Origin of the sequence: Methanothrix harundinacea 6Ac, from assembly GCF_000235565.1 — an archaeon.
Lineage (GTDB): Archaea > Halobacteriota > Methanosarcinia > Methanotrichales > Methanotrichaceae > Methanocrinis > Methanocrinis harundinaceus.
This window is the reverse complement of sequence record NC_017527.1, coordinates 1,402,891-1,427,329: the sequence shown is the minus strand read 5'-3', so window position 1 is coordinate 1,427,329 and position 24,439 is coordinate 1,402,891. Positions and strand designations below refer to the sequence as shown.

The following is a 24,439-nucleotide window of genomic DNA, read 5'->3' as shown; positions in this document are numbered from 1 at the left end:
CCCTTACCAGTACCGCTCCCAGCCGCCGGTCTCCAGGGCTCTGACCTTGTACTTTTTGTCGTTCTCGATCAGGAACTTGTGGAGATCCTGGGGGCTCTTGAAGAAGGACTTGTCCCGGAGGTTCTCGTAGATATCTTCCGAGGTGAACCCGGAGAGCTGACCCCTGCCGTAGACGATCCTCTCGATGGTGTAATACAAGTCGTCGAACTTTCTGAGGCTTCCGGTCCATTCTACCATTCTAACCACCTTGGAGAGGCGTTTCTGGCTTAAATGAATAAGAACGTTTCGTTCAGCATGACCATCGAAGAGAGAACTGGGTCAGGCGGATCCCCGGCGGTCGAAGATCCCCTCCGATCCCTCGCCGAGGAGATCGGATCGTGCCGCCGCTGCCCCCTCGCCGAAGGAAGGACGAAGGCCGTCCCGGGGGAGGGGCCGGCGAGGGCCGAGATCCTCCTCGTTGGGGAGGGGCCGGGGAGGGAGGAGGACAGGACAGGGAGACCCTTCGTCGGGAGGGCGGGGTCGGTCCTCGACCGCTGCCTGGAGGAGGCGGGGATCGAAAGGTCCCGGGTCTTCATAACCAACGTCGTCAAGTGCCGGCCCCCCGAGAACAGGAGGCCGAAGAGGAAGGAGGTGGAGGCCTGCCGGATCTACCTCGACGCCCAGATCGAACTGCTCCAGCCCAGGACCGTCATCCTGATGGGGAATGCGGCGGCGAGGGCCGTCCTAGACGTGGAGGGGATCGGAGAGCTCCGGGGCCGGGTCATCAGGGGCCGGTTCCTCGTCACCTTCCATCCCGCCGCCGTCCTCAGAAATGGAAACCTCCGGGAGGCCTTCATCGCCGACCTTCGGAGAGGAAGAGGGATGGCAGAGGGAGGAGCGCCTTAGGGGATCTCCCTCCTCAAGATCCGCGCCGCTCGCCGGAGAAGAGGGCCTTCACCTTCGGGGATGCCTTGGGGAGGGCCAGGACGAAGATCCTGTCCCCCTCCTTCACCTCCGTATCCAGGGTGGGGATGATCGGCTGGCTCCCCCGCATGATCGTTCCGAGGATCGCCCCTTTCGGCATCTTCTCCGCGGCGTTCTTCCCCAGGATCTTCGCCTCCTTCTCGGCCCGGAGCTCCAAGATCTCTGCCTCCTCCTTGCCTGAAGAGATGGCCTCATCCCCACCCCGGATCAGCTTCAGGACGGCGTCGACGGTCACCCTCCCGGGGCTGATGGCGTGGTCCACCCCCACCATCTCGAAGAGGTCGATGTAGTCGGACCTGTCCACCCTCGCGACGATCTTATCTGCGCCGAGCTGTTTGGCCAAGAGGGAGCAGAGGAGGTTCTTCTCGTCGAAGCCTGTGACGGAGAAGACGGCGTCCATGGACCCGACGTTCTCGGCCTTGATGAGGGATATGTCGGTCCCGTCGCCGTTGAGGATCAGGGTGTCGGGGAGCTCCTCCGCCAGCTCCTGGCACCGATCGTTGTCGATCTCCACCAGCTTCAGGTCGAAGTCCATCTTCTCCAGCCACTTGGCGAGGTAGAATCCGACGACGCCGCCACCGACGATCATCACCTTGTGAGAAGCGGTATCCTCGTGGATGATCTTCCTCAGCTTAGGCACCGACTTCGCCTCGCAGGTGAGGATCAGCCGGTCCCCCGCCCTGATCGACTCCTCCTTCCGAGCGATGAGGATCTCCTCGCCTCTCTTGATGGCGGCGATCCTGCAGTTCTCGGGGAGATCGATCTTTGAGATCGGTCCTGCCAGGGGCACTTCCTCGCCGACGGCAAGCTCGATCAGCTCCGCCTTACCCCCGGCGAGCCTCCGACGCTCGACCATGGAAGGAAAGTAGAGCTCTTTTACGATCCGCTCCGCCATCACCAGCTCAGGACAGATCATGAGGCCGATTCCGATATTCTTTCGGTCCTTCATCGGCTGGTCGATGTAATCGGAGTTGCTGACCCTGGCTATCGTCCTCTCGACCCCCAGGTGGCTTGCCGAAATGCAGGTGATCATGTTCACCTCGTCGTTGCCGGTGACGGCGACGACGATGTCCGCATCCTCGATCCCCGCCTCCACCAGGAGCTGGGCGTTGGCGGCGTTCCCCTGGAGGACTCGGACGTCGATCTCCTCCAGCCGCTCGCAGGCTCTGCTCTTCTGATCTATCACTGTGACGTCGTAATCCTGAGATAGCTCGCGGGCCAGGTGGTACCCGACATCGCCAGCTCCGGTGATGAAGATCTGCATCGAATCCCTCCAGTCCCTCGCCTCGCGCCGGGAGCGGTCATGAGATCCGATAAGATCTTCCCGACGGGAAAAGGCTTTCGAGTGGGGATGGCGCGGGCCCGGAAGGCGGGGGCTTTGACGGCGCCCATCAGTCCCCCCTCTCGACGATGCCGGAAACAGCTTTTTCTACCATCGTGCCGAGAGCCTCCCTGGATGGAGATTCAAGAGGAAGAGTTCGGGAGGAGGATCAGGGGGGGGGTTGAGGGTCCTCTACCTCTGCCACAAGAACGCCGACCCCGATGCTTTGGGGGCAGCCTTCGCCCTCCAGGAGGCCTTCGGGGGGGACCTGGGGGCGGTGGAGGGGGTGAGCAGGACCGGGGCGAGCCTCCTGGAGGCTATAGGCGCCGAGATCCTGATCGACCCGCCGGTGGAGGAGTACGACCTGGTGGTGGTCGTCGACACCGCTGTAGGGCTTCAGGTAGGCGGCATCCGCCTCAAGGATTACGCCGTCATAGACCATCACCGGGAGGGAGACCTCCTGGAGGGGGCAGCCTTCCACCTCCAGAGGCCCGCCGACTCCACCGCCGAGATCGTCTGGGAGATTCTGGCGAGGAGCGGAATCGTGCCGAGCCGGGAGGCGGCCCTGGCCCTCCTGGTGGGGATCATCACCGATACGGGGAGGTTCAAGCACGCCCAAGCCTCCTCCTTCCGGACGGTGGCCGAGATCCTGGAGAGGGCAGAACTCGATTACTCCGAGGCCCTGGAGGTCCTCTCCCGGGTCCCCACGGACACCTCCAGGAGGATCGCCGCCTTGCGGGCAGCCTCCCGGGCGGAGATCGAGTGGACGGAGGACTGGATCGTCGTCTCCTCGGAGGTGGGGGCCTTCGAGGGGTCCAGTGCGATGACCCTCGTCGAGATCGGGGCGGACGTCGCCCTCGTCGGCGGGGTCCACGGCGACCTCTGCAGGATCAGCGGCCGGGCAAGGAGGAGCGCCGTCCTCGCCGGCCTCGACCTCTCGGCGATCCTCGGGGATCTGGGGGAGGCCTCCGGGGGTGGCGGGGGAGGCCATCGGGGGGCCGCCGCCCTGGAGGCGCCTGGGGGGAAGCCGAAGGAGATCCTCGCCGAGGGAAGGAGGAGAGTCCTGGAGGCCCTGGAGGGGAGGCGCCCCCCCCGGGGTGGCGATCCATCCCCTTGAGCTGTTCTTGGAGCCGGTTCTTCAGAGGCGGCCATCTTCCGCCCCGTTTTCGTCCCTATATGGCAGGGCCCCGGATCACTTCCTCCACCGCTGGGCTGCCCTCTTCAGCGCCTCGATCCCGGGGAGGAGGTCGCCGGAGAGGTAGCTTATGGAGGCTCCGCCGCCGGTGCTGACGTGGGAGAACTTGGACTCGAGCCCCAGCTCCTCGATGGCGGCGCTGGTGTGCCCGCCCCCGGCGATGGAGAAGGCCGACTCCGTGGCGGCCTTCAGGATCTCCGTCGTCCCCAGGGCGAACTTCTCGTTCTCGAAGATCCCGGCGGTGCCGTTGAGGACAACGATCTTAGCCTCTCGGATCCTCTTGGAGAAGTCGACGATCGTCTCCAGGCCAATGTCGGCGATCAGAAGGTCCTCCGGAACCTTATCCATGGCGACGTCCAGCCTCTCGCCGTCCCTCTCCAGGGCGACGTCAGTGGGTACGACGATCTTGCCGGGGTTCTTCTCCAGGAGATCTTTGGCGATGGCGACCTGGTCGGCGTAGTCGAGCCCCGCCACGAACTCGCGGTTTTTATTGCCGACGTTGACCCCCGCCGCCATCTGGAAGACGGTGGCGACGACCCCGCTGACCAGGACCTGATCGACCCCCCCCCTCTGGAAGACGTTCTGGATCACCTTGATGGAGTCGTCGGCCTTGGTGCCGCCGAGGACGAAGATTGAGGGGTGCTCGTTCCCGCGGACCCCCTTGTCGAGGGAGTCGATCTCCTTCTCCATCAGCCTCCCGGCGGCGCTGGGGAGAAACTCTGTGAACCCGACGACGGATAGATGAGACCGATGGGAGACGGCGAAGGCGTCGTTTACGAAGAGGTCGAATAACGGCGACAGCTTCCGGACCATGTGGCTCTTCGAGTGCTCCTCCGGAGATCGGCTGATGTTCTCCTCGGAGTAGAAGCGGGTGTTCTCCAGGAGGAGGACGTCCCCGGCCCTCATCGCCTTGATCGCCTCCCGGGCGTGGGAGCCGAAGATGTCGTCGACGTAGCCGACCTCGCGGCGGAGGAGCTGGCTGAGCCTTTTGGCGTGGGCCTCCAGGGTGGTGAAGTCCTTCTTTCCCGCCCGGCTCTGGTGGGCCATCAGGACGACCCGGGCCTCCTCCAGGTCGCGCAAGGTCGGGATGTGGCTTCGAAACCTCTTGTCGTCGAGGATCTTTCCGTTCGGGTCCATGGGGGCGTTCAGGTCGACCCTCACCAGGATCCGCTGGTTCTTGATGGGGAAATCGTCTAGCGTGAGATAATCCTTCAACGGACTCCCTCCTTCAGGGGGATTTTTACTATGCTAGGGGTTCATTCAAGATATATATCACCTTTAGCCCCTCCCGGCCGGCGCAAGGCGGGCGGGGCTCCTCCCGAGGGCTGCGGCCGGAGAAATGGAGATATAACTGGCGCGCGAACTTAAGGTAGCTTGGGGTGGTAGGAACGATAGAGGAGAGGGACTCAGAGGGACGGTGGGTGGTCCAGGCCAAAGAGATCCTGCGGATGATCGAGAAGGGCGAGGACGTCGAGATCGAGAACAGGGTGATTAAGGGAGATATTGATTTAACTAAAATTAACTTGCCAAAGATTGGGCGAGGAGAATCTATAGATTGCGATAATAGGTTAAACCAAATTGCAAAAAGAGAAAAAGTAGTAGTTAAATCTTCAATAGAAATTAAATATTCAGAGATCCAAGGGTTTGTAATTTTCAATAATTCCATATTTAATAAAATAATAAATTTCAGAGGGACCACTTTTAATTAAGTGGGTAGCTTTGTGAATTCCGTTTTCTGTAGAGATTCGAACTTTCTAGAATCTCATTTTATTGGAAACGCAAATTTCGGTGGTACAGTATTTTATAGAGGACCAAGCTTTGAAGCTGTAAATTTTGAGAAAAATGCTAGTTTCGATTTAGCCGAGTTTAAAAGCGAGCCTTCCTTTAATGGTGCCTATTTTAAGCGAGATGCTACATTTAATTATGCAATATTTTGTAAAAGTGTTTATTTTGTTGGCGTAAATTTCGGAGGGGATGCAAATTATACAAAAACTACTTTTAATAAACCTGTTTATTTAAAGGAGGCGATATTCTCAAGATTCAATGTTGAATGGAGACAGATAAAAGACAAAATTGATTGTGATGGGGCTACATATCTATTATTGGTTAGAAGTTTCAAGAATCTGGAGCAATTTGACAATGCCGATGATTGTTATTATGACTATAGAGAGTGGAGACGAAATAGTAACGATGTTTCAACGGAGAAGCGGTCTAATTGGTCTAAATTATATGATTTTGTGTCCTATGCATCTTGCGGATACGGCGTGCGTCTGAGATTCCCGCTCGCCTGGATCTTCGGTTCAATCTTCGGCCTAACATTCCTCTACCACATCTTCGACGGAATCACGAAATCATCCCCTCATGAAATCACCATGATATCCCTGAATAACAGCACCATGCTCTTCTCCTCGGCGTATGCCGAGACCGCGCCCTCTTTCTGGGAGTGCCTGTACTTCAGCTCCCTCTCTTTTGCGGGAGGCACACCCGTGGGCCTCTCGCCCGTCGGCGTCTGGAAATACGCCGTGATGATGGAGAGCGTCCTCGGATATCTCTTCCTCGCCCTCTTCGTCGTCGTCCTCGCCCGCAAGCTGATCAGGTGAGGAGATCGAGGCGCGCCCTCCGGCCGGGCTCGCATCGGCGCCGCCCGTGGGGGGTTGGCAGCGCCCCAGGGCCGCGCCGCCCGGGCGATCGCTCCAAAGTGAAGTTAGGCCGTGGGAGGGAAAACGACGAAATGGTGGTTTTCTGGCCGTAACTTCAGAGGGATATATATGCCTTCGACTTCTCATATTGTGCCGGGGTCTACAAAACGGACGAAGCTCGCGGCGCAAAGGTCGACAAGAAGATCGGGGAGATCGAGCGCCTGTTAAAATCCAAGAGGGATGAGCTTCTCGAGATTGCAGCCAGGCACGGAGCAACCAATGTCAGGATCTTCGGCTCCGGGAGCCGTGGTGAGGCAGGGGAGGAGAGCGACATCGATCTTCTGGTTGACGTCGGTCCTGGCCGATCTGGAGGAGATCTTGCGCATCGCCGCAAAAGACGGTGCACGCAACGTGCGCGTCTTCGGCTCTGTTGCCAGAGGGGAGGATGATGAGATGAGCGACATCGACCTTCTGGTGGAGGTATAGGCTGGGCGCAGCCTTCTGGACCAAGCCGGGCTCTGGCTGGATTTGCAGGAGCTGCTTGGGTGCAAGGTAGATGTGGTAAGCGAACGCGGCATCAAGCCGCGTATCAAAGAGCGCGTCCTTTGGGAGGCTGTGCCGCTGTGAGAGACAAAAAGGAGCAGCTTAAGGACGTTATCGAAGCCATTGCCATTGCCATTGCCAGCTCCGGCGGCCATGGACGCGGAGACGGCCCTAGGAGATCCAGCCCCTGGCCTTATCGAGGAGGGGGTCAGAGGAGGTCTAGGGCCTCCTTCCCGCTCATCCCGACGGCGACCCCTAGGCTGGCGGCGGCGGCGTTCGCGTCCTTCACCTCCCCGGCCAGGAGGTCCTCGAGGTCGGCGATGGAGGGGCCCCGGGTCGGCTTCACCTTCGCCGCAGGGTAGCGAAACCTCTCCAGGGCGGCGACGTCGAAGGCGCCGCAGCCGATCATCCCCCTCGCCCCCACCACAAAGACGAGGTTTGCGGGGCCGAGGGGAACGACGTAGCCGTCCGCCTCCCCGCCCTTATATGTCAGTTTCTCGTGATGCATCTCAAGATCCCGCCTGCTGATATCTACGCCATCGGTGATAATTGTGGTGCTGTTGCCGGGGTGTCGTCGCAGGAGTTAAATATTCCGCAGTTCAAATGTTCCTCTCTCCGTCCTCGACCTCCTGGCCGTCTTCTTCGTTCGCGTCCTCTTCGTCTTCTCCACCGCAAGAAGGCATCTTACCTCATTCGCCTGCCCCCTCCGTCGGCCCCCAGGCCCTCGTCCAGCATTCTACCCCCTCCCCAGGGGCGAGAACGGCTTTAAACCCGCAGAGCAGATATGGTCTCTTGCTTGTCACCTCTCTCCCCCAGCTTTGAGCTATTCGTCGCCGTGAGGCACGTCGTATCCCGCCGGCGCCAGACGATTCTATCGGTGACGGCTGTCGCCCTGGCCGTCTCGATCTCCCTCCTCTTCACCTCCCTGGGGAACGGCTCCCAGGAGCTCCTCACCGGGATCGTCGAGGAGAAGCTCCCCCACGTCCGGATCTCTCCGGCGGAGGGGGAGAAGTACATCCACCTCTACCGGGGGCTCCTGGCGAGGGCCTCCGCCATCGAGGGGGTGAGCTCCGCCTCGGCGGCCCTCTCGACCCAGGCAACGGTCTCCTTCAAGGAGAAGAGGAGAAACGCCCTCCTCCGGGGGATCGATCCCGCCGAAGAAGACGCCATCTACAAGATCAGCTCCTCGATCGTCGCGGGGGAGTTCTCCGAGATCCTGGACGGGAAGAAGGTGGTGATGGGCTTCAAGCTCGCTGACGAGCTGGGGCTGAAGGTCGGGGACCGGATGGTGGTGAGCTTCCCCCGGGCCAGGACGACGGACCTGGAGCTGGTCGGGATCTTCGATACCGGAACCCCCCTGGACGAGAGGATCGCCTACGTCTCCCTCAGGACCGCCCGGGAGTTCCTCGGGGAGGGGGACGTCGTCACCTCGGTCGAGCTCCGCCTCGACGATATCCGCGAAGCTGAGGAGGTGGCGGCCGCCATCGACCTCCTCGGCTACAACGCCGCCAGCTGGCAGGAGAACAACCCCGAGATCCTCCGGTCGATCAACGTCGGCGGCTTCTGGAGGTCCCTCTCCATCTTCTTCGTCATGATCATCGCCGCCTTCGGGATCGCCGCCATCATGAACATGCTCGTCCTGGAGAAGGTCCGGGAGATGGGGATGCTCCTGGCCCTGGGGGCGGACCGGGGGAGGATCCTCAGGATCTTCATCTACGAGAGCGGGATCCTCGGCCTCCTCGGCGGCATCATCGGCTCCGGCCTGGGGCTCCTGGGGATCCTCGCCCTCGGAAGCTTCAGGTTCGAGGTGACGGCGGGAGGGAGAGAGCTCAGCTCCATCCCCCTGGTGATCGACCCGAAGGACTTTCCCACCTACGTCCTTTTCGCCCTAGGCCTCAGCCTCCTCGCCGGGGCCTACCCCGCCCTCCGGGCCGCGAGCCTCGACCCCGTCGAGGCCCTCAAGGGCTCCGAATCGGGGATGAAGGGGCGGGGGCTCTGGAGGCCGACCTTCGTCGAGGAGGCGTTCGCTTGCCGCTGCCTGGCCCTCAGGTTTGAGGCCGCCGTGGCGGTCCGCCACATCCTCTCCAACCGGAGGGGGACGGCCTTCACCCTCCTGTCGGTGGGGGTCGCCGTAGGGGTGATCATCATGTCCATCGGCCTCACCGAGGGGGTGAGGACCCAGATCGTGGCGAACACCATCGAGAAGAACCCTCACCTTTACGTCCAGCCGGGAAGGGGAGAGGACCACCTCCGCCTCTACAGGACCCTCTCGGAGCGGGTCTGGGAGCACCCTGGGGTCGTCGCCGTCTCCGCGAGGCTCGTCGGCCAGGGGGCTGCCCGCCACAGGGATAACGTCGAGGGGGTCGAGTTCGTCGGCGTAGATCCCGGCCCCGAGGACCTCCTGATGGGGGTCCAGGCCTCAGCCCTCTCCGGGAACTTCTCCGAGCTGAACTTCAAGCGGAGGTCGGCCTTCCTGGGGGTGAAGCTCGCCGAGAAGCTGGAGATCCGGCCGGGGGAGAGCTTCGACCTCGTCCTCCAGGACCGGACGGTGAGGCTGAAGGTGGCGGGGCTGGTGGAGAAGGGGACGGTGAAGGACGAGAGCCTCGTCTACCTCCACCTCAAGACAGCCCAGGACCTGGTGGGGGAGGGGGACGTAGTCTCCGAGATCGGGGTCCGGCTATCGGAGTTCGAGGAGGCGCCGGCCGCCGCCGCCGCCCTGGAGCGGAGCCTCCACCGGAGGACGAGCTCCTGGCAGGAGTACAGCCGGGAGATCGCGAGGTTCGTCGGGACCCAGTCGAGGATAAACCTGATCTTCTACTCCATGATCCTCGCCATCTCCGCCTTCGTCATCGCCAACACCACCATCATGATCATAAGCCGTAGGACCCGGGAGGTCGGGATCCTGATGGCGATGGGCGCCGATAGGGCCTCGATCCTGAAGATATTCCTCCTGGAGAACCTCCTCCTCGCCCTCCCCGGCGGCGTCCTCGGGGCCCTCTTCGGCCTTTTGGCCGGAGATCTGATCGCCACCTTCGGCCCCTCCGGCTTCGGCGGCGTCCCCCTCTCCTTCGACCTGGGGCCGGATCTGGTCCTCTACTCCATCCTCTTCGCCCTGGCCCTCAACTTCCTCGCGGGGCTCTACCCGGCGATCAGGGCCTCCGGCCTCGACCCCGTCGAAGCTATCGGATCGGAGTGATGGCGCCCGGAGGCCCAATATGAAGGAAACCATTCACTCCCTGACTAATACCTCATAGCCTGCCTCTCCCAGCGCCACCTTGATCTCCTCGATCATGCCGCGCCCCCGGGTCTCCACCTCCAGGTCGACCCTCGTCTTGAATGAGGAGATCTCTTCTCCACCCCTGGCGTGATGGATGTGCAGGACGTTTCCGCCCTTCTCCGCCACCAGGCTGAGGAGGCGGGCGAGGCTGCCGGGAACGTCCTCGATGCAGGCCGAGAACCTCATGATCCTCCCCTCCTTCAAGAGCCCCTGCCTGACCACCCTCTCCATGAGGGGAGGGTCCAGGTTTCCGCCGCTGATCACCAGGACGACCTTACACCCCATCGGGAAGGCGAGCTTCGAGGCGAGGAGGGCGGCCAGGGGAGCAGCCCCCGCCCCCTCCGCCAGGACCTTCTTCCTTTCCAGGAGGGCCAGGACCGCCGAGGCGATCTCCCCCTCCTCCACCAGGACCACTCCGGAGAGCAGCTCCCGGATCAGGGGGAAGTTCGCCTCGCCGACCTGCCTCACCGAGATCCCGTCGGCTATCGACCTCTTCGCCTCGACGGTGACCCTCTCGCCGGACCGGAGGGCTTCGAGGGCCGAGGGACAGGCGGCGGCCTGAACCCCCACGATCTCCGTCTCGGGCCTTACTGCCTTTATCGCCGAGGCGATGCCGCCGATGAGCCCCCCTCCGCCGACGGGGACGACGATCAGATCCGGGTCCGGGAGGTCCTCCAGAATCTCGAGGCCAATGGTCCCCTGGCCGGCGATTATATCCGGGTCGTCGTAGGGGTGGATGAAGGGCCGGCCCTCCTCTGCCATCTCTCTTGCTATCGATATGCTCTCGGCTAGGCTATCGCCGGCTAGGATCACCTCCGCCCCGTAGCTCTTCGTCGCCTCCTGCTTTCCCATCGAGGCCCAGACCGGCATCACTATCGTCGCCGGGATGGCTGCGGCCCTGGCCGCCAAAGCGACCCCCTGGGCGTGGTTTCCGGCAGAGGCGGCTACGACCCCCAGGGGGCCGATCTCCTCCCGCCTCTTGAGGAGCTTGTAGGCGGCCCCCCTCACCTTGAAGGAGCCGCCGGCCTGGAGGCTCTCCAGCTTCAGGTGCACCTCTGCTCCCGCCATCCTCGAGAAGGTATCCGACCGGACGAGAGGGGTCCGGATCACCCTCCCCTCCAGCAGCCGCGCAGCCTCCCTGATCTCATCGAGCTCTATCACGCCTATTCCCCCTTTCATATCAGCCACCTTCCTTTGCCGCCCATCCCCCATCCGCCCTTCCCCGAAGGCAAGGCGGAAGGCGGCTCTCCGACGGCCGGTCCTCCGCCTCGGGGGAGGGAGGGCCGCCCCAGGCCTCGGCGTATCAGATCGATCTTCATAACCCTCCTTTTCGCCGGGGATATCCCCGAGACTAGGATAACCGATCCCGAGAGTGATCCTCGTTTCAACGGGACCCCCATCGCTTCGATCCGCTCCGAGGGTTGCGGCTCAATATATCCTGAGTATAATATTCCCGCAGAAACTACTTAAAGATAAAAGTCGATGGATAGCCGATGGATCAGCTCGTCGTCCTCCAGGAGATATTCGAGTCCTACATGAGGGGGGGGTTCTCCCGCCCTATTGATCCAAAATCGATAAGTGGAGATTGTGCTGATCTGGTGGCCGCCCTCCTGGAGAGCTTCGAGGAGGGGCAGATCGACGAGAATATCTGCACGAGGCTGTTGACCTGCCTCTCGGACATCTACGACATAAAGAGGCTCGGAGACATCTGCAGGCTGGCGGGCCACCTGGGGATCGCCGCCCGGTGCTACAACAAGGCCCTATCCCAGACGACGGATCAGCACGTCAGGAGCGTCCTCTACAACAACCTGGGCCAGGTCCACGCCCGCCAGGGCTACCTCGGCCGCGCCCTCCACTACTACGAGAAGGCGGCGGAGGGGTTCTCGTCCCAGGGGGACTCCGGCAGCCTCGCCCAGGTCCTCGGAAACATGGGGTCCGCCTACCGGAGCAGCGAGAGCTACGACGAGGCCCTCGATAGCTGCCGCAAGAGCCTGGAGATCTTCAGGGAGCTCGAGGACGAGTCCGGCGTCGCCCAGATGACGGGGAGCATCGGCAGGATCCACGCCGAGATGGGAGAGTATGACCTCGCCCTCCAGGAGTACGAGAAGAGCCTCGCCGACTTCGAGCAGCTCGGGGATCAGAGGCAGGTCGCCTGGATCCTCAACCGGATGGGGCGGGTCAACGCCGAGATCGAGAAGAGAGACGTCGCCATCGGCTACTACAACAGGAGCATGGAGATCTTCGAGGAGATCGGCCAGCGCCACAACGCCGGGGTCGTCCTCGCAAACCTCGGGAGGCTCCACCTCGACCGGGGAGACCTCGACCTCGCCGCCGACCACCTGGAGACGAGCCTGGACCTCATCCGAAAGAACATGCAGCCCGTCCGGGCGAACGCCGTATCATGGCTCTCTGCCGTCCGGGCGATCCGTGGTCGGGACCTCCACCAGCAGGCCCTCCACACCATCGGCGGCGACGAGGATGGCCCGGAAGCGGCCGAGCTCTTCATCGAGGCGTCATCATACTACGCCGGGGCGGCGGAGTGCCTCGATGAGCTCGCCGGGACCCCGGGGGTGGCCCTCCCCGACCTGGGGGTGGACGCGGGGATCGCGAGGCTAGCCTCCACCTTCGTCATCCTGGAGATGGAGACGGAGCCGGAGATGGGGGTGAAGCTCGCGGAGGAGGGGGTGGCGGCCCTCAACTCCGCCCTCTCCCGGGCAGAGGACTCCTCCGAGAGGCCCGCCGTCGAGGCTCTGCGGCGGAGCATGATGGGGATGAAGGAGACTTGGCGGCTGACCCTGATAAAAGAGGAGCCCTGGAAGCTCTCCGACGTCGCCTCCGACTCCACCGAGCACTTCACCCAGGCGATCCTTCAGCTCGGCTCGGCGGGGCGGGGCTGCAAGGAGGCTTGCGGGCAGCTCCTCCCCGCCTTCAAGACCCTGGGGAGGTTCATCGCCTCTATCCTCAAGGGCGAGCCTCCGGCGGACCTCTCGGAGACGATGGCGTACCTCAAGCGGGCGGAGAGCGCCTTTGAGCTCGCCGCCCCCGACCTCGGGATGATAAGCCCCTTCCAGATCCGGGAGGCCCGGATGATGGCATCGAGGCTTGAGGAGGCCGCAGGGAGCGGAAGGGACGGACAGGGCCTCCTCCTGGAGGATTATCAGCGAACCCTCCTCCTCATGGGCCGGGTCCTCACCCGGGCGGCTCTGACGGAGGCGTCCCTCCTCGATACGGTGAGGACCTGGAACGAGTCGATGAACCTGATCGAGGAGACCCCCCTCGGCAGGCAGAAGCCGAGGACCCTCCTTCAGGCCGATGGGAAGATGGCCGCCGGCGACGAGCCATCCTATCCCATCCGGCCTCCAGAGGGGTCCGGTCCCCGACCCCCTCCCCTGATCCGCCCCATCGAGGAGGTCCTCTCCTTTAAGGGGGGGCCTTCGAAGGAGAGGGGAGCTGAACCCCTGGGGCTGACAGAAGTTGCGAGAAACCGCCCCCCTTCGCCCGGAGAATCGGATGTGGGATCCAGAGATGGAGGGGAGGGGCAGGGTGCCGCCCCGCCGATCCCCGTTGCTCACCCATCAGCCGAGGAGTCGCTGACTAAAGGGGGCTGCAATGACCTTCCCGCCTTTGGGGCCCATGGCAGAGATCCCCTAAGGTTCCTCGCCAGATTCGCCATCGGAGTCGGCCGAGACCTCGGAGACCTCGCCTTCCGCCGGGGAGAGGTGAAGACGCCGAGGCTCCAGAGGTGGTCTTACAGGCCCCTCCTCAGGGGCCTGGCTCTGAGAGGGCTCAGGCTCCTCGCCGCCGCCCTCTTCCTCTTCATCCTCCTGGACCTGACCCACTACTTGATATAGGGCCGGAGCCGAGAGAGGGGAGACGAAGGCCCGCCCTTTTTGGGGTTTTGGCTCTCTTCCGCCTGACCTCCCGAGAGACCATGAAGAAAAGAAAGCTGGAGATGATCCTGGAGGGGCTGGAGGGGTTCAGCTCCCCTGAAACCAGCCTGGAGCAGTACCAGACCCCCTCAACCGTCGCCTCGGAACTCCTCTACTCCGCCCTCCTCCGGGGGGACCTGGAGGGGACCGTCTGCGACCTGGGGTGCGGAACCGGGGTCCTGGCGATAGGCGCCGCCCTCCTCGGCGGGAGAGCCGTCGGGGTCGAGCTGGACCCCTCGCCCCTCAGGATCGCGAGGGAGAACGCCCTCCGCCTGGGGGCCGACGTCCAGTTCGTCAGGGGGGACGTGGCGACGGTCGCCCTCAAGGGCGTCTCCACCGTCGTCATGAACCCCCCCTTCGGGGCCCAGAGGGGGAGCCTGGGGGACCGGGCCTTCCTCCGCAAGGCGGTGGAGACGGCCGAGGTCGTATACTCGATCCACAATGCTGGGAGCGAAGGGTTCATTAGACGGTTCGTAGAACCCTGTAAGGTCGAAGAGGTCCAGAAGATCCCCTTTCCCCTGAGAAGGACCTATAAATTCCACACCCGAGGGGTCAAGGTCATTGAAGTAGAGCTGTATCGGATATCTTGCAGGTGAACAGAAAGATGCCATCGAATATCGTCATCCCCGGCGACGTCGTCGGGGCTTCAGAGGAGTTTTCTCCCGGCGAAGGGACCTACCTCCGAGGGGGGCACCTCCTCTCCTCGAGCACGGGGGTTCTGGAGGTCGACGCCGGGAGGAGGTCCGCGAAGGTCCATCCCCTGGCCAACGCCCCGGTGAAGCTGAAGAACGGGGACGTGGTGGTGGGCCAGATCACCGACCTCAAAGACAGCCTAGCGATCCTCCGCCTCGCCTTCAAGCGGGGGTGCGAGGCGAGGCCGATATTCAACACCGAGGCCCTCCTCCACATATCCAGGGTCAAGAGCTCTTACGTCAAGGAGATCCGCCAGGTCCTGGGCCTCCGGGACATCGTCAAGGCGAAGATCATCGACGCCACCCCCACCATCGGCCTCTCCATCGTCGACGAGGACCTGGGGGTCGTCAAGGCGTACTGCGGAAGGTGCGCCTCCCCCCTGAAGCTCGACGGGAAGCGGCTCGTCTGCCCCGAATGCGAGCAGGTGGAGTCGAGGAAGCTCAGCACCGATTTCGGGACGGGGGTGATCAGATGAACGTAAAGGTCCTGAAGAAGACCGATGACGAGCTCCATCTGGAGTTCTTTGGGGAGAGCCACACCCTCCTGAACCTCCTCAGGACGGAGCTTCTGGAGGACGACCGCGTCCTCATCGCCACCTACGACGCCAAGTTTCCGATGATGACAAACCCCATCTTCCGGCTTAGGACCAGGGACGTCGACCCCGTCCTCCTCCTGAACGAGGTCGCCTCCAGGATCGCCGGGATGGTTGAGGAGTTCGAAGAGGAGTTCAGATCCGCGGTCGGATGATCGATATCAACGGCTCCTCCGGGGAGGGGGGGGGCCAGATCGTCAGAACGGCGGTGGCCCTCTCGGCGGTCACCGGCGAACCGGTCCGGATCACGAGGATCCGGGAGATGAGGCCCAATCCGGGGCTCTCCCCCCAGCACTCGACGGCGATATCCGCCCTGGCCAAGATCTCGGACGCCAGGACGGAGGGGGTGAGGCCCGGCTCCCGGGAGGTTCTCTTCTCGCCCGGCAGGGTCCGGGGTGGGGTCTACGACTTTGAGATCGGCACCGCCGGAAGCGTCTCCCTTCTCATCCACTGCCTCCTCCCAGCCCTGGCCAGGGCCGACGGGCCCGCGACCCTGACCGTCCGGGGGGGGACCGACGTCAGGTGGTCTCCTACCATCGACCACCTCTCCAGGGTCGCTCTCCCCGCCTTCGCCTCGTTCGGAGTCCGGGCGAGGTTGACGGTGGAGCGGCGGGGATACTTTCCCCGGGGCGGCGGGTTGGTCACCCTGGAGACGGTCCCCGGGGAGCTGGTGAGGGCCGACCTCTCCGCCCCAGTGGCAGGGGCGGTGGAGGGCGTGTCCCACTCGTCGAACCTCCCCGAGCACGTCGTCCGGAGGCAGGCGGAGGCGGCGATCGGGGTTCTGAGGCGGGCGGGTTTTGACGCCGAGATCGCCGCCGAGGCGAGGGCTCTCCCGTCCACCGGGAGCGGTATCACCCTCTGGTCGGGGTGGAAGGGAGGTAGCGCCCTGGGGGAGCGGGGCCTTCCGGCGGAGAGGGTAGGCTCCCTGGCGGCGGAGGAGCTGGTGGCACAGCTGGCTTCGAAGGCCGCCGTCGACCGCCACCTCGCCGACCAGCTCGTCCCCTACCTCGCCCTGGCGGGCGGATCCTACACAGCCCCGGAGGTGACGAGCCACGCCTCGACGAACATCTGGACCGCGTCCAGGTTCCTCGACAGGGTTATCTCCGTCGAGGAGGGGGATCCGGCCACCTTCAGGGCCGGCCTCTGAATCTGGCATCCGCCGTTCTCGCCGCTCGTTTTTCTCCGATCCCGCTCAGAGGTGCCGATATCGTCTCAACTGGGACTGGATGTAGATTCTCACCTCCGGGCCCCTGAAGACCCCGGCGTGCCCCTCGCAGAGGAGGTCCGCCTCCAGATCGAGGAGCCGCTCCATCGACCTCCTCCACCGGGAAACGTCCGATCCCCAGGCGTCGCTGAAGGGGCCGTGGACGTCCTGGCCGAAGAGGAACCTCAGCCCCTCCAGGTCGACGACGACGGCGATGCTCCCAGGGGTATGGCCGGGGATGGCGATGATCCGAAACTCCCGCTCCCCCAGCCTCAGGTCCTCCTCCTCCCCATCGAGGGGGAGGTCGACCCGGACGGGCCAGTACTCGATTCCGTATAGGTCGGCGGCGGTGAGCCTCGGCTCCCCGAGCTCGATCCCTTCCCGATCTGCTTCGGAGCAGATCACCAGGCATCCCGTCTCATCCCGGATCCTGGCTATCCCTCCGATGTGGTCGATGTGGCAGTGAGTGGCGATGAGGTAACCGATCCGGGAGGGGTCAAAGCCGAGGGACCGGACATTTCTCAGGATCGCCTCCGCCCCGGGGCCTGCTCCAGCGTCGATCATCACCAGCTCCGATCCTGCATCGACGAGGTAGACGGAGCAGTCCGCGGGATGGGATATCCCCGGACCCCCCACCACGTATACGCCCTTCCCGATCTCTTCCGGCACCATGGTGAGGGGGATAATCCCCTGATACTTAGATCTGACCTCGATCCGGGGGCTTTTAGGCCTAGGCCCGGCCCCGGCCTTCGAGATCCTCATCTGCGTCCCGCCTGATGGACCTGAGCCTCCTCATGCTCGCCCGATGCTCCAGGGCGAGGACCCCGGCAAGGAAGGCGAGGAGAAGGAGGAAGAGCCTGAAGGCCCGGGGCGCATCCTCCGCATAGAAGCTGACGTCGATCACCCTCCCTTCGAGGACCGGCCAGATGAGGACCGTCCTGTTATCCAGGGACTCTATTCGGTCGGGGGTGGGCCTAGCCCTCCCCAGGAGCCGATCGCCGGTGGCGTACCCCGGGGGAAGGACGACCCGGACGCTGGAGCCCTCCTCGGCGAGGACGACGAACCTCTGGTCTGCGATGGGGAGGGTGTAGTTTAGGTGCCCGTCCACCTCCTCCCCGGCGACGACCTGATAGTTGTAGTACCCCCGCCAGAAATCGACCCTCGTCTCCGCGGGAACCTCCCCCCCCGAGGAGTTGAAGAGCCTGATATCAGCCCTGATGGGAAGGGTGAAGTTGAAGCTGCTGCCGTTTGCGGGGACGATCACCTCCGCCTCGGACTTCGCGAGGAGGTAGGTGGTGCCGTTGAAGCTGACGGCCTCCAGCCCCGGTGAGAGAGCCGCCTCTCCCTGACCGAAGGTGAGGATCAGAACCGCCAGAATCCCAAGACCCGCATCCAGGTTCATATCGACACCGTCTCCCAATAGCCCCCGATCCCTTCCCGGAGGGCTCCATATCGGCGAGAGGAGGCGGCCGCCTCCAGGATCGCCTCTCCGTCCAACCATCACCGGATGGGATAAAAACCTCCCCGTCGGTAAGCTATTTTTATCTTGAGGCCCAGGGCTGAGTTGCCCGGTATGAAAGAGATGGAAGTTGGTGGGAAGATAAAGGGCGGAGTAAAGATCAGGAGGTTTGAGCCTCCCGACTACTCCGAGGCGGTCGCCTTGGACGCCGAGGCGGGGGGAGGGCACGACCCGTACCTTCTCACCTACTTCTACGAGAACTACCCCACATCCTTCCTGGTGGCGGAGGAGGGCGGCAGGATCGTAGGGATGGTCCTGGGGTTCAGGCAGTCGCCCCTGGAGGGGAGGGTCTTCTGGATAGCGGTGAGGTCCGGATACCGGGGGCGGGGGGTCGGCAGACGCCTCTTGATGGAGCTTCTGGAGATCTTCCGGAGGCTCGGGGTCGTCGATGTCATCCTGGAGGTGAGGGCGACGAACAAGCGGGCCCAGGGGCTTTACGTCGACCTGGGGTTTGAGATCTTCACCACCGCCAAGAACTACTACCCCGACGGCGAGGGGGCGATCATCATGAGGAGGTCGCTATAGTCGTCGCGCAGATATTCCACCGAGTTAAAGGGTCGAGAGGAGACCCGATACTATTTCAGTTTCTTTTGTCGTAGGAAGTTTTGTAAATTCTTACATTCATTCGGCCTTCTTATGGCGGAAGAGCTTCCGGATAAATATATATTATAAAGTTATATTTTTTAATTTAATGCTTTTCGAGGCCGTGGCAGACTTCTGAGGCGAGGATAATTTGGGGGCATAACGAAGATGCCCCAACTCAAGCTCCGATCAAAATTGAGGAGGCTAGGTAAAAGTTTTTATATTCTTCATCAGCAGGAACGATTGGAGGAATTGATTGAAGAGAGAACTAGCGGTACTGCTCCTCCTCTGCATGGCGGTTGTCGGCATGGCAGGCGCTGCCAACTACATGTACGAGAAGGCCAACGTCAAGGGCGTTGGCTACAAGAACGTAGAGACCATAATCCAGACCCAGCCCGGCCTCAACGGAAACAAGCTGGTCGAGAAGGAGTCTGGAAGCGGAAACGTCATCACCGAGAGGACCGAGATCGAGGCCGAGAGGGACCCCTTCGGACCATGGTGTTGCTGGGACGAGTGTGGATCTGACTATTTTGCCTGTCCACCTGGCGAATGCATCATCGAGGGCTGGAACGATCCCTGCTGCTGCGTCGACTACATCAACTTCAACAAGGAGGCCGAGTTTGAGTACATGCCTGTCAGCTACCAGACCGGCACCTACGACCAGAAGTGGATCGAGAAGCTCTGCGTCCAGAACTACTACATCGGAGCCGTAGTCGTCGAGATGTATACCCATGCCGAGCACCTCCAGAAGAACACCGAGGTGAAGACCAGGCGCGATTGCAACTCGTGGCTTCCTCTGCCTCCGCAGCCTCCACTGCCTCCACTGCCTCCGGACCCTCCACTGCCTCCACTGCCTCCGGAGCCTCAAGGCGAGAATAAATCATATAGCATACTGCGGCGCTGACGGCTGCTACGGCTGCGGCGACTGCACCGGAGCCCTGGAGGCGAACTTCAACTCCAACGTCATCGGCGTCGCCCACATCGGCTGGCTATCCAAGGACGTCAGCGTCAACTGCAAGGGGAGGCACTACGAGTGGGGCCGCTCCGTCGAGGACCTGACGGGCGTCTTCTCCATCGAGAAGTTCATCCAGCTCTGGGGCAACGGAACCTGCGGCGAAGTCAGGGTCGACTGGCTGCCCTGCATCTGAATTCGAAGAACTCGTTAGGCTGCCTCGATAGCCGACCGGGGCGGCCACCCACCTCTTTATTTTGACCGATCGATATAGTTAAAGCAGATCGTCCGGCCGATCCAGCCGTCGCGCAAAACTTTGGCATATCTGTGGTCTACAAAAGACTTTGGGCTGAGGGGTATTGGTTTTCATCATGCTGCACCACAAACATATCCAGTTATTCTGCGCCGATCAATCGCGATACATCCGGCAGTTGAGATAATTTTATTATAAGTTATTGTATTTACTGACTGATTATCGTTAGCATCGAGACTTTATAAGCGATGATCATATCTTGATAAAATTATATGTTCGATCCCCAATGCGAAAATTCCATGATGTTAATCTATTTATATTGAGATCTCTGAGAGTTTTTTGGAGGGATTAATTGAAGAGAAAACTAGCGGTACTGCTCCTCCTCTGCATGGCGGTTGTCGGCATGGCAGGCGCTGCCAACTACATGTACGAGAAGGCCAACATCAAGGGCGTTGGCTACAAGAACGTAGAGACCATAATCCAGACCCAGCCCGGCCTCAACGGAAACAAGCTGGTCGAGAAGGAGTCTGGAAGCGGAAACGTCATCACCGAGAGGACCGAGATCGAGGCCGAGAGGGACCCCTTCGGACCCTGGTGCTGCTGGGACTGCCCGTGCGGAAACCCCTATTGGGCCTGTCGACCCGACCCCTGCATCATCGAGGGGTGGAACGATCCCTGCTGCTGCGTCGACTACATCAACTTCAACAAGGAGGCCGAGTTTGAGTACATGCCTGTCAGCTACCAGACCGGCACCTACGACCAGAAGTGGATCGAGAAGCTCTGCGTCCAGAACTACTACATCGGAGCCGTAGTCGTCGAGATGTACACCCACGCCGAGCACCTCCAGAAGAACACCGAGGTGAAGACCAGGCGCGACTGTGGTATATGGCCTTGGTGGAGGGGGAGGGTATTGAACTCTGACCCCACAAATGGGGTGCCATACTGTGGCGAGGACGGCTGCTACGGCTGCGGCGACTGCACCGGAGCCCTGGAGGCGAACTTCAACTCCAACGTCATCGGCGTCGCCCACATCGGCTGGCTCTCCAAGGACGTCAGCGTCAACTGCAAGGGGAGGCACTACGAGTGGGGCCGCTCCGTCGAGGATCTGACGGGCGTCTTCTCCATCGAGAAGTTCATCCAGCTCTGGGGCAACGGAACCTGCGGCGAAGTCAAGGTCGACTGGCTGCCCTGCATCTAAATTAAGGACTCGTTAAGCTGCCCCGAAACGAATATCGGGGCGGCTCCCACCTTCCTTTTTGGCTACCCCTCATAAAATTGCCCGGATTTCTGCCATCTGATTCTTGGGGAGTTGATACATCATGTAGCTCAAATCGGGAGGACGAGGAGCTTTGATCATACATATCTATGTGTTTAAGTCATTAAAATATAGTTGAAATAAAGATAGCTTTAAATTGGATTTATCGAATCCTTAAAACGTTGAACGTTCCTTTACAGCGTAAATTTTAACTATATAACAATGGAAAGCTGATCTGAATGAAGATCAGTATGCATCATCCAATAACCTTTGCCCTTCTGGGCGTATTGGCGGTTATTTTATATCTCTTCGGATTGGCTGGGGCAGCGAACATCACCGTCGGGCCGGGGGAGAACATCCAGGCCGCTATTCGCGAGGCTCTGCCTGGAGACGTCATAGAAGTGATGAGCGGCACCTATAACGAAGATCTCGTCATCGACAAGCGGCTCACTTTGCGGGGCGTAGATTCCGGCGAAGGGAAACCGCTCTTGTTGTCAGATGGAAGCTACGGCGCAATAACCTTGATCGAAGACGGGATAACTTTTGAGGGGTTCAGGTTGACGGATCTTGGAATAGATGTGATCTCTGACGGGAACATAATCCGGGAGAACGTAATCCGCAACTCTGGATTTGGGATTTGTCTGACACGGTCAAAAGAGAACAACATATCCCAGAACCATGTCGAATGCAGCGGTTTTATGGGGACGGCCGTTTTCTTCAACATCTGTGAGAACAACATACTCAAAGACAACTGCTTAAGGGGCGGATGGGGTGGAAATGGCATCCATCTTCTGGAGTCAGACAACAACGTCATAGTCGGAAACGTCGCCCAAGACCGCTCATGGTTGGGGAGGGGCATCTACCTTGATTCCAGCAACTGCAACTTTGTTAAAGGTAACACCGCCACGGGAGGGCCGGAGGGTTGCAGCATTGCCCTATTTAGATCCAATAAAAATAAGATTGTGCAGAACAACCTGACCGACAACGCAGATTCGGGGCTCAAGATATATCATTCCAGCGGCAATTTGATCTACTTGAACAACTTCGATGAGAACAAGAATGACCCCTTTTCGAGGAATTCAACATCCTTCTGGCATTCTCCCGAGCCGATAGTCTACAGATATGGGGGAAATAACTTCACGGCCTACCTTGGAAACTTCTGGTCAGTTTACTCCGGACACGACGCCGAAGGCGATGGAATCGGGGATTCACCTCACCGCTTCGAGGGTGGAGAGGACCGATTTCCGCTGATAGGCCGCTGCGAGAACTACTCCTGCACAGGAGGAGAACCTGATGAAATCTTCGGTTCGATCGGGGTGCCTGCCGTCTGAAAGAACGGATCAGGTTCAAAGCTGGTTAAGGGGGCGAGCACCTTGTCCAATTTGCCCTCACTGGATAACTTACCTCATCTCTCCAACCCCTGTCGAAAGGTTGAACTAGATGGCCCCTTCTGTAGCTGGCTGAACGAAGGTGGTTCTCGTTGCAGCTGCTGTTGATCCATTCCGATTACATAGAGTTTGAGGCGAAGAGGCCGACCCCCGTCGCCGAGAAGGTGGAAGAGAGGGAGAAGTCGGGACGGCTGGAGGAGGCCCTCTGCGCCTTCATCGCCGTCGAGAAGATGGACGAGATCGATATCCCGGCGGCGATCGCCGCGGGCGCAAAGGAGATCGCCTCCGTCGCTGAACAGGTCAAGGCGGAGAGGATCATGCTCTACCCCTACGCCCACCTCAGCTCCCAGCTCTCCGCCCCCAAGGCCGCCGTCGAGGTCCTCCGGGGGCTGGAGGAAGCCCTCCGGCAGGATCGCGAGGTGGCGAGGGCGCCCTTCGGCTGGTACAAGGCCTTCAGGCTCAGCTGCAAGGGCCATCCCCTCTCGGAGCTATCCCGGTCCATCAGGATCGGCGAAGGGGCCAGCGGCGCGGCGCCGCCGGGGACCGCCGTGGGAGCTAGGCCCCAGGAGAGGGAGGAGGTCGTCTCGGAGGCGCTCAAGGCCGAGGAGAAGGCCGTCTCCATCTGGAGGGTAATGACCCCTGGCGGGAAGATCTTCGAGCCCGATAATTTCGACTTCTCGGGACATGAGAACCTGAAGAAGTTCGTCAACTACGAGATATCCAAGAGCAGGGCCGTCGAGGCCGTCCCGCCCCACGTGGAGCTGATGAGACGGCTCGAACTGGTCGACTACGAGCCCGGCTCCGACTCGGGGAACATGAGGTACTACCCCAAGGGGAGGCTCGTCAAGTCCCTTCTGGAGTCTTACGTCCTGGAGAGGGCGGCGGAGATGGGGGCGATGGAGGTGGAGACCCCCATCATGTACGACATGTTCCACCCCACCCTCAAGAAGTACCTGGACAGGTTCCCGGCGAGGCAGTACTCCATCGAGGCAGAGAAGAGGAGCTTCTTCCTTCGGTTTGCCGCCTGCTTCGGCCAGTTTCTGATGAGCCACGACATGACCCTCTCCTACAGGTCCCTCCCCCTCAAGATGATCGAGATGACCCGCTACTCCTTCCGGCGGGAGCAGCGCGGAGAGCTGGTGGGCCTCCGGCGGCTCCGGGCCTTCACCATGCCCGACATGCACACCCTCTGCGCCGACATGGCGGAAGCGACCCGAGAGTTTGAGAATCAGTATCGGACCTCGATCTCGGTCCTCAAAGAGGCGGGCCTCGACCTCGACGACTACGAGGTGGCGATCAGGTTCACAAAGGAGTTCTACGAGGAGAACCGGGAGTTCGTCGAGGGGCTCGTCGGGATCGTAAACAAGCCCGTCCTCATCGAGATGTGGGAGGAGCGGTTCTTCTACTTCGTCCTCAAGTTCGAGTTCAACTTCGTCGACGCCCTCGACAAGGCCTCCGCCCTCTCGACGGTCCAGATCGACGTCGAGAACGCCGACCGTTACGAGATCGACTACACCGATCCCGAGGGCGCCCTCCGGCGGCCGATCATCCTCCACTGCTCCCCCTCCGGAGCCATCGAGCGGCTGATGTACGCCCTCCTGGAGAAGGCCCATCGGGTCTCCACCGAGGGGAAGGTCCCGATGCTGGCGACCTGGCTATCGCCGACCCAGGTGAGGGTGATCCCCGTGGCGGAGCGCCACCAGCCCCGGGCCGAAGAGGTCGCTGGGGCGATAGGCTTCAGGACGGACGTCGACGACCGGGACGAGACCGTCGGAAAGAAGATCCGGGACGCGGGCCGGGAGTGGGTGCCCTACGTCGTCGTCATCGGAGACGATGAACTCGAGTCGGGAAGGCTCGCGGTCACCGTTCGGGCCGAGTCGGAGCCGAAGAAGCCTTTCAAAGTCGAGATGACCATCGACGACCTCCGGGCGAGGATTGCGGCCGAGACGGCGGGAAAGCCCACCAAGAGGCTACCCCTCCCGGTGAAGCTCTCGGAGAGGCCCCGGTTCATCTGAAGGGTGGTGGGGCCCCGCCCTCCTCCTCTAGAATCTCTCAAAAGGTTCTGGCCTGAAATCGGAGGCCTCGACCCCCCCACCCACCCTCCTCCTCTGAAGGAAGAGGGGCCTTCGGCCGG

The 24,439-nt window shown here is 61.6% G+C and carries 23 protein-coding genes and 2 pseudogenes; 17 read left to right on the top strand and 8 right to left on the bottom strand.

The genetic code is table 11. The features are described from left to right. Positions 1–3: 3 nt before the first annotated feature. On the bottom strand, positions 4–237 hold the full coding sequence (locus MHAR_RS06815) for a hypothetical protein (protein ID WP_014586875.1): 234 nt from the start codon (positions 235–237) through the stop codon (positions 4–6). A 33-nt stretch (positions 238–270) separates the two neighbouring features. Here MHAR_RS06815 and MHAR_RS06810 point away from each other — a divergent pair, with 33 nt between their 5' ends. Beyond that, positions 271–885 (top strand): uracil-DNA glycosylase, encoded by a 615-nt coding sequence (locus tag MHAR_RS06810; RefSeq protein WP_014586874.1) that lies wholly within the window; start codon positions 271–273, stop codon positions 883–885. Positions 886–898: 13 nt separating this feature from the next. Here the strand turns inward: MHAR_RS06810 and trkA are convergent, their stop codons facing one another. Further along, complete coding sequence (trkA, locus tag MHAR_RS06805; protein ID WP_014586873.1) at positions 899–2,227, bottom strand: Trk system potassium transporter TrkA; 1,329 nt, start codon at positions 2,225–2,227, stop codon at positions 899–901. Between the two features lie 238 nt (positions 2,228–2,465). Between trkA and MHAR_RS06800 the strand changes: the two genes are divergently transcribed. Further along, on the top strand, positions 2,466–3,401 hold the full coding sequence (locus tag MHAR_RS06800; RefSeq protein WP_014586872.1) for a DHH family phosphoesterase: 936 nt from the start codon (positions 2,466–2,468) through the stop codon (positions 3,399–3,401). Between the two features lie 75 nt (positions 3,402–3,476). On the opposite strand, the gene MHAR_RS06795 is transcribed toward MHAR_RS06800, so the two are convergent. Further along, a complete protein-coding gene (locus MHAR_RS06795) occupies positions 3,477–4,694 on the bottom strand; it encodes a phosphoglycerate kinase (RefSeq protein ID WP_014586871.1) in 1,218 nt (405 codons plus the stop codon). Positions 4,695–4,858: 164 nt separating this feature from the next. On the opposite strand from MHAR_RS06795, the gene MHAR_RS06790 reads away from it, so the two are divergent. The 4 genes and pseudogenes from MHAR_RS06790 (at position 4,859) to MHAR_RS14205 (ending at position 6,745) form a co-directional block, all read left to right on the top strand. Then, entirely contained in the window at positions 4,859–5,188 is a 330-nt protein-coding gene (locus tag MHAR_RS06790) for a hypothetical protein (RefSeq protein WP_048144467.1), read from the top strand. Beyond that, positions 5,189–6,079 carry a pentapeptide repeat-containing protein gene (locus MHAR_RS13380; protein ID WP_143763327.1) on the top strand — a complete coding sequence of 297 codons (891 nt, stop codon included), beginning with the start codon at positions 5,189–5,191 and terminating at the stop codon, positions 6,077–6,079. It begins immediately after the preceding gene. 164 nt (positions 6,080–6,243) lie between these two features. Continuing rightward, complete coding sequence (locus MHAR_RS14210) at positions 6,244–6,567, top strand: nucleotidyltransferase family protein (protein ID WP_394296395.1); 324 nt, start codon at positions 6,244–6,246, stop codon at positions 6,565–6,567. After that, a pseudogene (locus MHAR_RS14205) lies at positions 6,464–6,745 on the top strand (nucleotidyltransferase family protein). Before MHAR_RS14210 ends, MHAR_RS14205 begins: the two are co-directional and overlap by 104 nt. Before the next feature lie 124 nt (positions 6,746–6,869). Here the strand turns inward: MHAR_RS14205 and MHAR_RS06775 are convergent. Next, positions 6,870–7,169 carry a YunC family protein gene (locus MHAR_RS06775; RefSeq protein ID WP_014586868.1) on the bottom strand — a complete coding sequence of 100 codons (300 nt, stop codon included), beginning with the start codon at positions 7,167–7,169 and terminating at the stop codon, positions 6,870–6,872. A 276-nt stretch (positions 7,170–7,445) separates the two neighbouring features. Between MHAR_RS06775 and MHAR_RS12480 the strand changes: the two genes are divergently transcribed. After that, on the top strand, positions 7,446–9,857 hold the full coding sequence (locus tag MHAR_RS12480) for an FtsX-like permease family protein (protein WP_081472293.1): 2,412 nt from the start codon (positions 7,446–7,448) through the stop codon (positions 9,855–9,857). Positions 9,858–9,890: 33 nt separating this feature from the next. Here MHAR_RS12480 and ilvA read toward each other — a convergent pair whose 3' ends face one another. After that, the gene (gene ilvA, locus MHAR_RS06760; protein WP_048144896.1) at positions 9,891–11,099 is read right to left on the bottom strand and encodes a threonine ammonia-lyase; all 1,209 of its coding nucleotides are present in this window, start codon (positions 11,097–11,099) and stop codon (positions 9,891–9,893) included. A 14-nt stretch (positions 11,100–11,113) separates the two neighbouring features. Continuing rightward, positions 11,114–11,257, bottom strand: a complete 144-nt coding sequence (locus MHAR_RS13690) for a hypothetical protein (RefSeq protein WP_187287783.1) — start codon at positions 11,255–11,257, stop codon at positions 11,114–11,116. A 174-nt stretch (positions 11,258–11,431) separates the two neighbouring features. On the opposite strand from MHAR_RS13690, the gene MHAR_RS06755 reads away from it, so the two are divergent. The 5 genes from MHAR_RS06755 (at position 11,432) to rtcA (ending at position 16,299) form a co-directional block, all read left to right on the top strand. Beyond that, a complete protein-coding gene (locus MHAR_RS06755; RefSeq protein ID WP_014586865.1) occupies positions 11,432–13,789 on the top strand; it encodes a tetratricopeptide repeat protein in 2,358 nt (785 codons plus the stop codon). A gap of 80 nt (positions 13,790–13,869) precedes the next feature. Next, positions 13,870–14,463 (top strand): METTL5 family protein, encoded by a 594-nt coding sequence (locus MHAR_RS06750; RefSeq protein ID WP_014586864.1) that lies wholly within the window; start codon positions 13,870–13,872, stop codon positions 14,461–14,463. An 8-nt stretch (positions 14,464–14,471) separates the two neighbouring features. Next, positions 14,472–15,035, top strand: a complete 564-nt coding sequence (locus MHAR_RS06745) for an exosome complex RNA-binding protein Csl4 (RefSeq protein WP_048144895.1) — start codon at positions 14,472–14,474, stop codon at positions 15,033–15,035. After that, positions 15,032–15,307, top strand: a complete 276-nt coding sequence (locus MHAR_RS06740) for a DNA-directed RNA polymerase subunit L (RefSeq protein WP_014586862.1) — start codon at positions 15,032–15,034, stop codon at positions 15,305–15,307. The genes MHAR_RS06745 and MHAR_RS06740 overlap by 4 nt, the downstream gene beginning before the upstream one ends. Beyond that, on the top strand, positions 15,304–16,299 hold the full coding sequence (rtcA, locus tag MHAR_RS06735) for an RNA 3'-terminal phosphate cyclase (RefSeq protein WP_014586861.1): 996 nt from the start codon (positions 15,304–15,306) through the stop codon (positions 16,297–16,299). The genes MHAR_RS06740 and rtcA overlap by 4 nt, the downstream gene beginning before the upstream one ends. Before the next feature lie 45 nt (positions 16,300–16,344). Here the strand turns inward: rtcA and MHAR_RS06730 are convergent, their stop codons facing one another. Next, the gene (locus MHAR_RS06730; RefSeq protein ID WP_014586860.1) at positions 16,345–17,118 is read right to left on the bottom strand and encodes an MBL fold metallo-hydrolase; all 774 of its coding nucleotides are present in this window, start codon (positions 17,116–17,118) and stop codon (positions 16,345–16,347) included. Further along, positions 17,087–17,758: a DUF5803 family protein gene (locus MHAR_RS06725; RefSeq protein WP_048144465.1), complete on the bottom strand. Its 672-nt coding sequence runs from the start codon at positions 17,756–17,758 to the stop codon at positions 17,087–17,089. The genes MHAR_RS06730 and MHAR_RS06725 overlap by 32 nt, the downstream gene beginning before the upstream one ends. A 171-nt stretch (positions 17,759–17,929) precedes the next feature. Between MHAR_RS06725 and rimI the strand changes: the two genes are divergently transcribed. From rimI to MHAR_RS06700, 5 genes and pseudogenes are all read left to right on the top strand, one after another. Further along, positions 17,930–18,400 (top strand): ribosomal protein S18-alanine N-acetyltransferase, encoded by a 471-nt coding sequence (gene rimI / locus MHAR_RS06720; RefSeq protein ID WP_014586858.1) that lies wholly within the window; start codon positions 17,930–17,932, stop codon positions 18,398–18,400. A 313-nt stretch (positions 18,401–18,713) separates the two neighbouring features. Further along, positions 18,714–19,605: pseudogene (locus MHAR_RS06715) on the top strand (hypothetical protein). Positions 19,606–20,014: 409 nt separating this feature from the next. Continuing rightward, positions 20,015–20,860: a hypothetical protein gene (locus tag MHAR_RS06710; protein ID WP_014586856.1), complete on the top strand. Its 846-nt coding sequence runs from the start codon at positions 20,015–20,017 to the stop codon at positions 20,858–20,860. A gap of 296 nt (positions 20,861–21,156) precedes the next feature. Then, positions 21,157–22,248: a right-handed parallel beta-helix repeat-containing protein gene (locus tag MHAR_RS06705; protein WP_048144464.1), complete on the top strand. Its 1,092-nt coding sequence runs from the start codon at positions 21,157–21,159 to the stop codon at positions 22,246–22,248. 149 nt (positions 22,249–22,397) lie between these two features. Continuing rightward, complete coding sequence (locus tag MHAR_RS06700) at positions 22,398–24,320, top strand: threonine--tRNA ligase (RefSeq protein ID WP_014586854.1); 1,923 nt, start codon at positions 22,398–22,400, stop codon at positions 24,318–24,320. Positions 24,321–24,439: the final 119 nt, after the last annotated feature.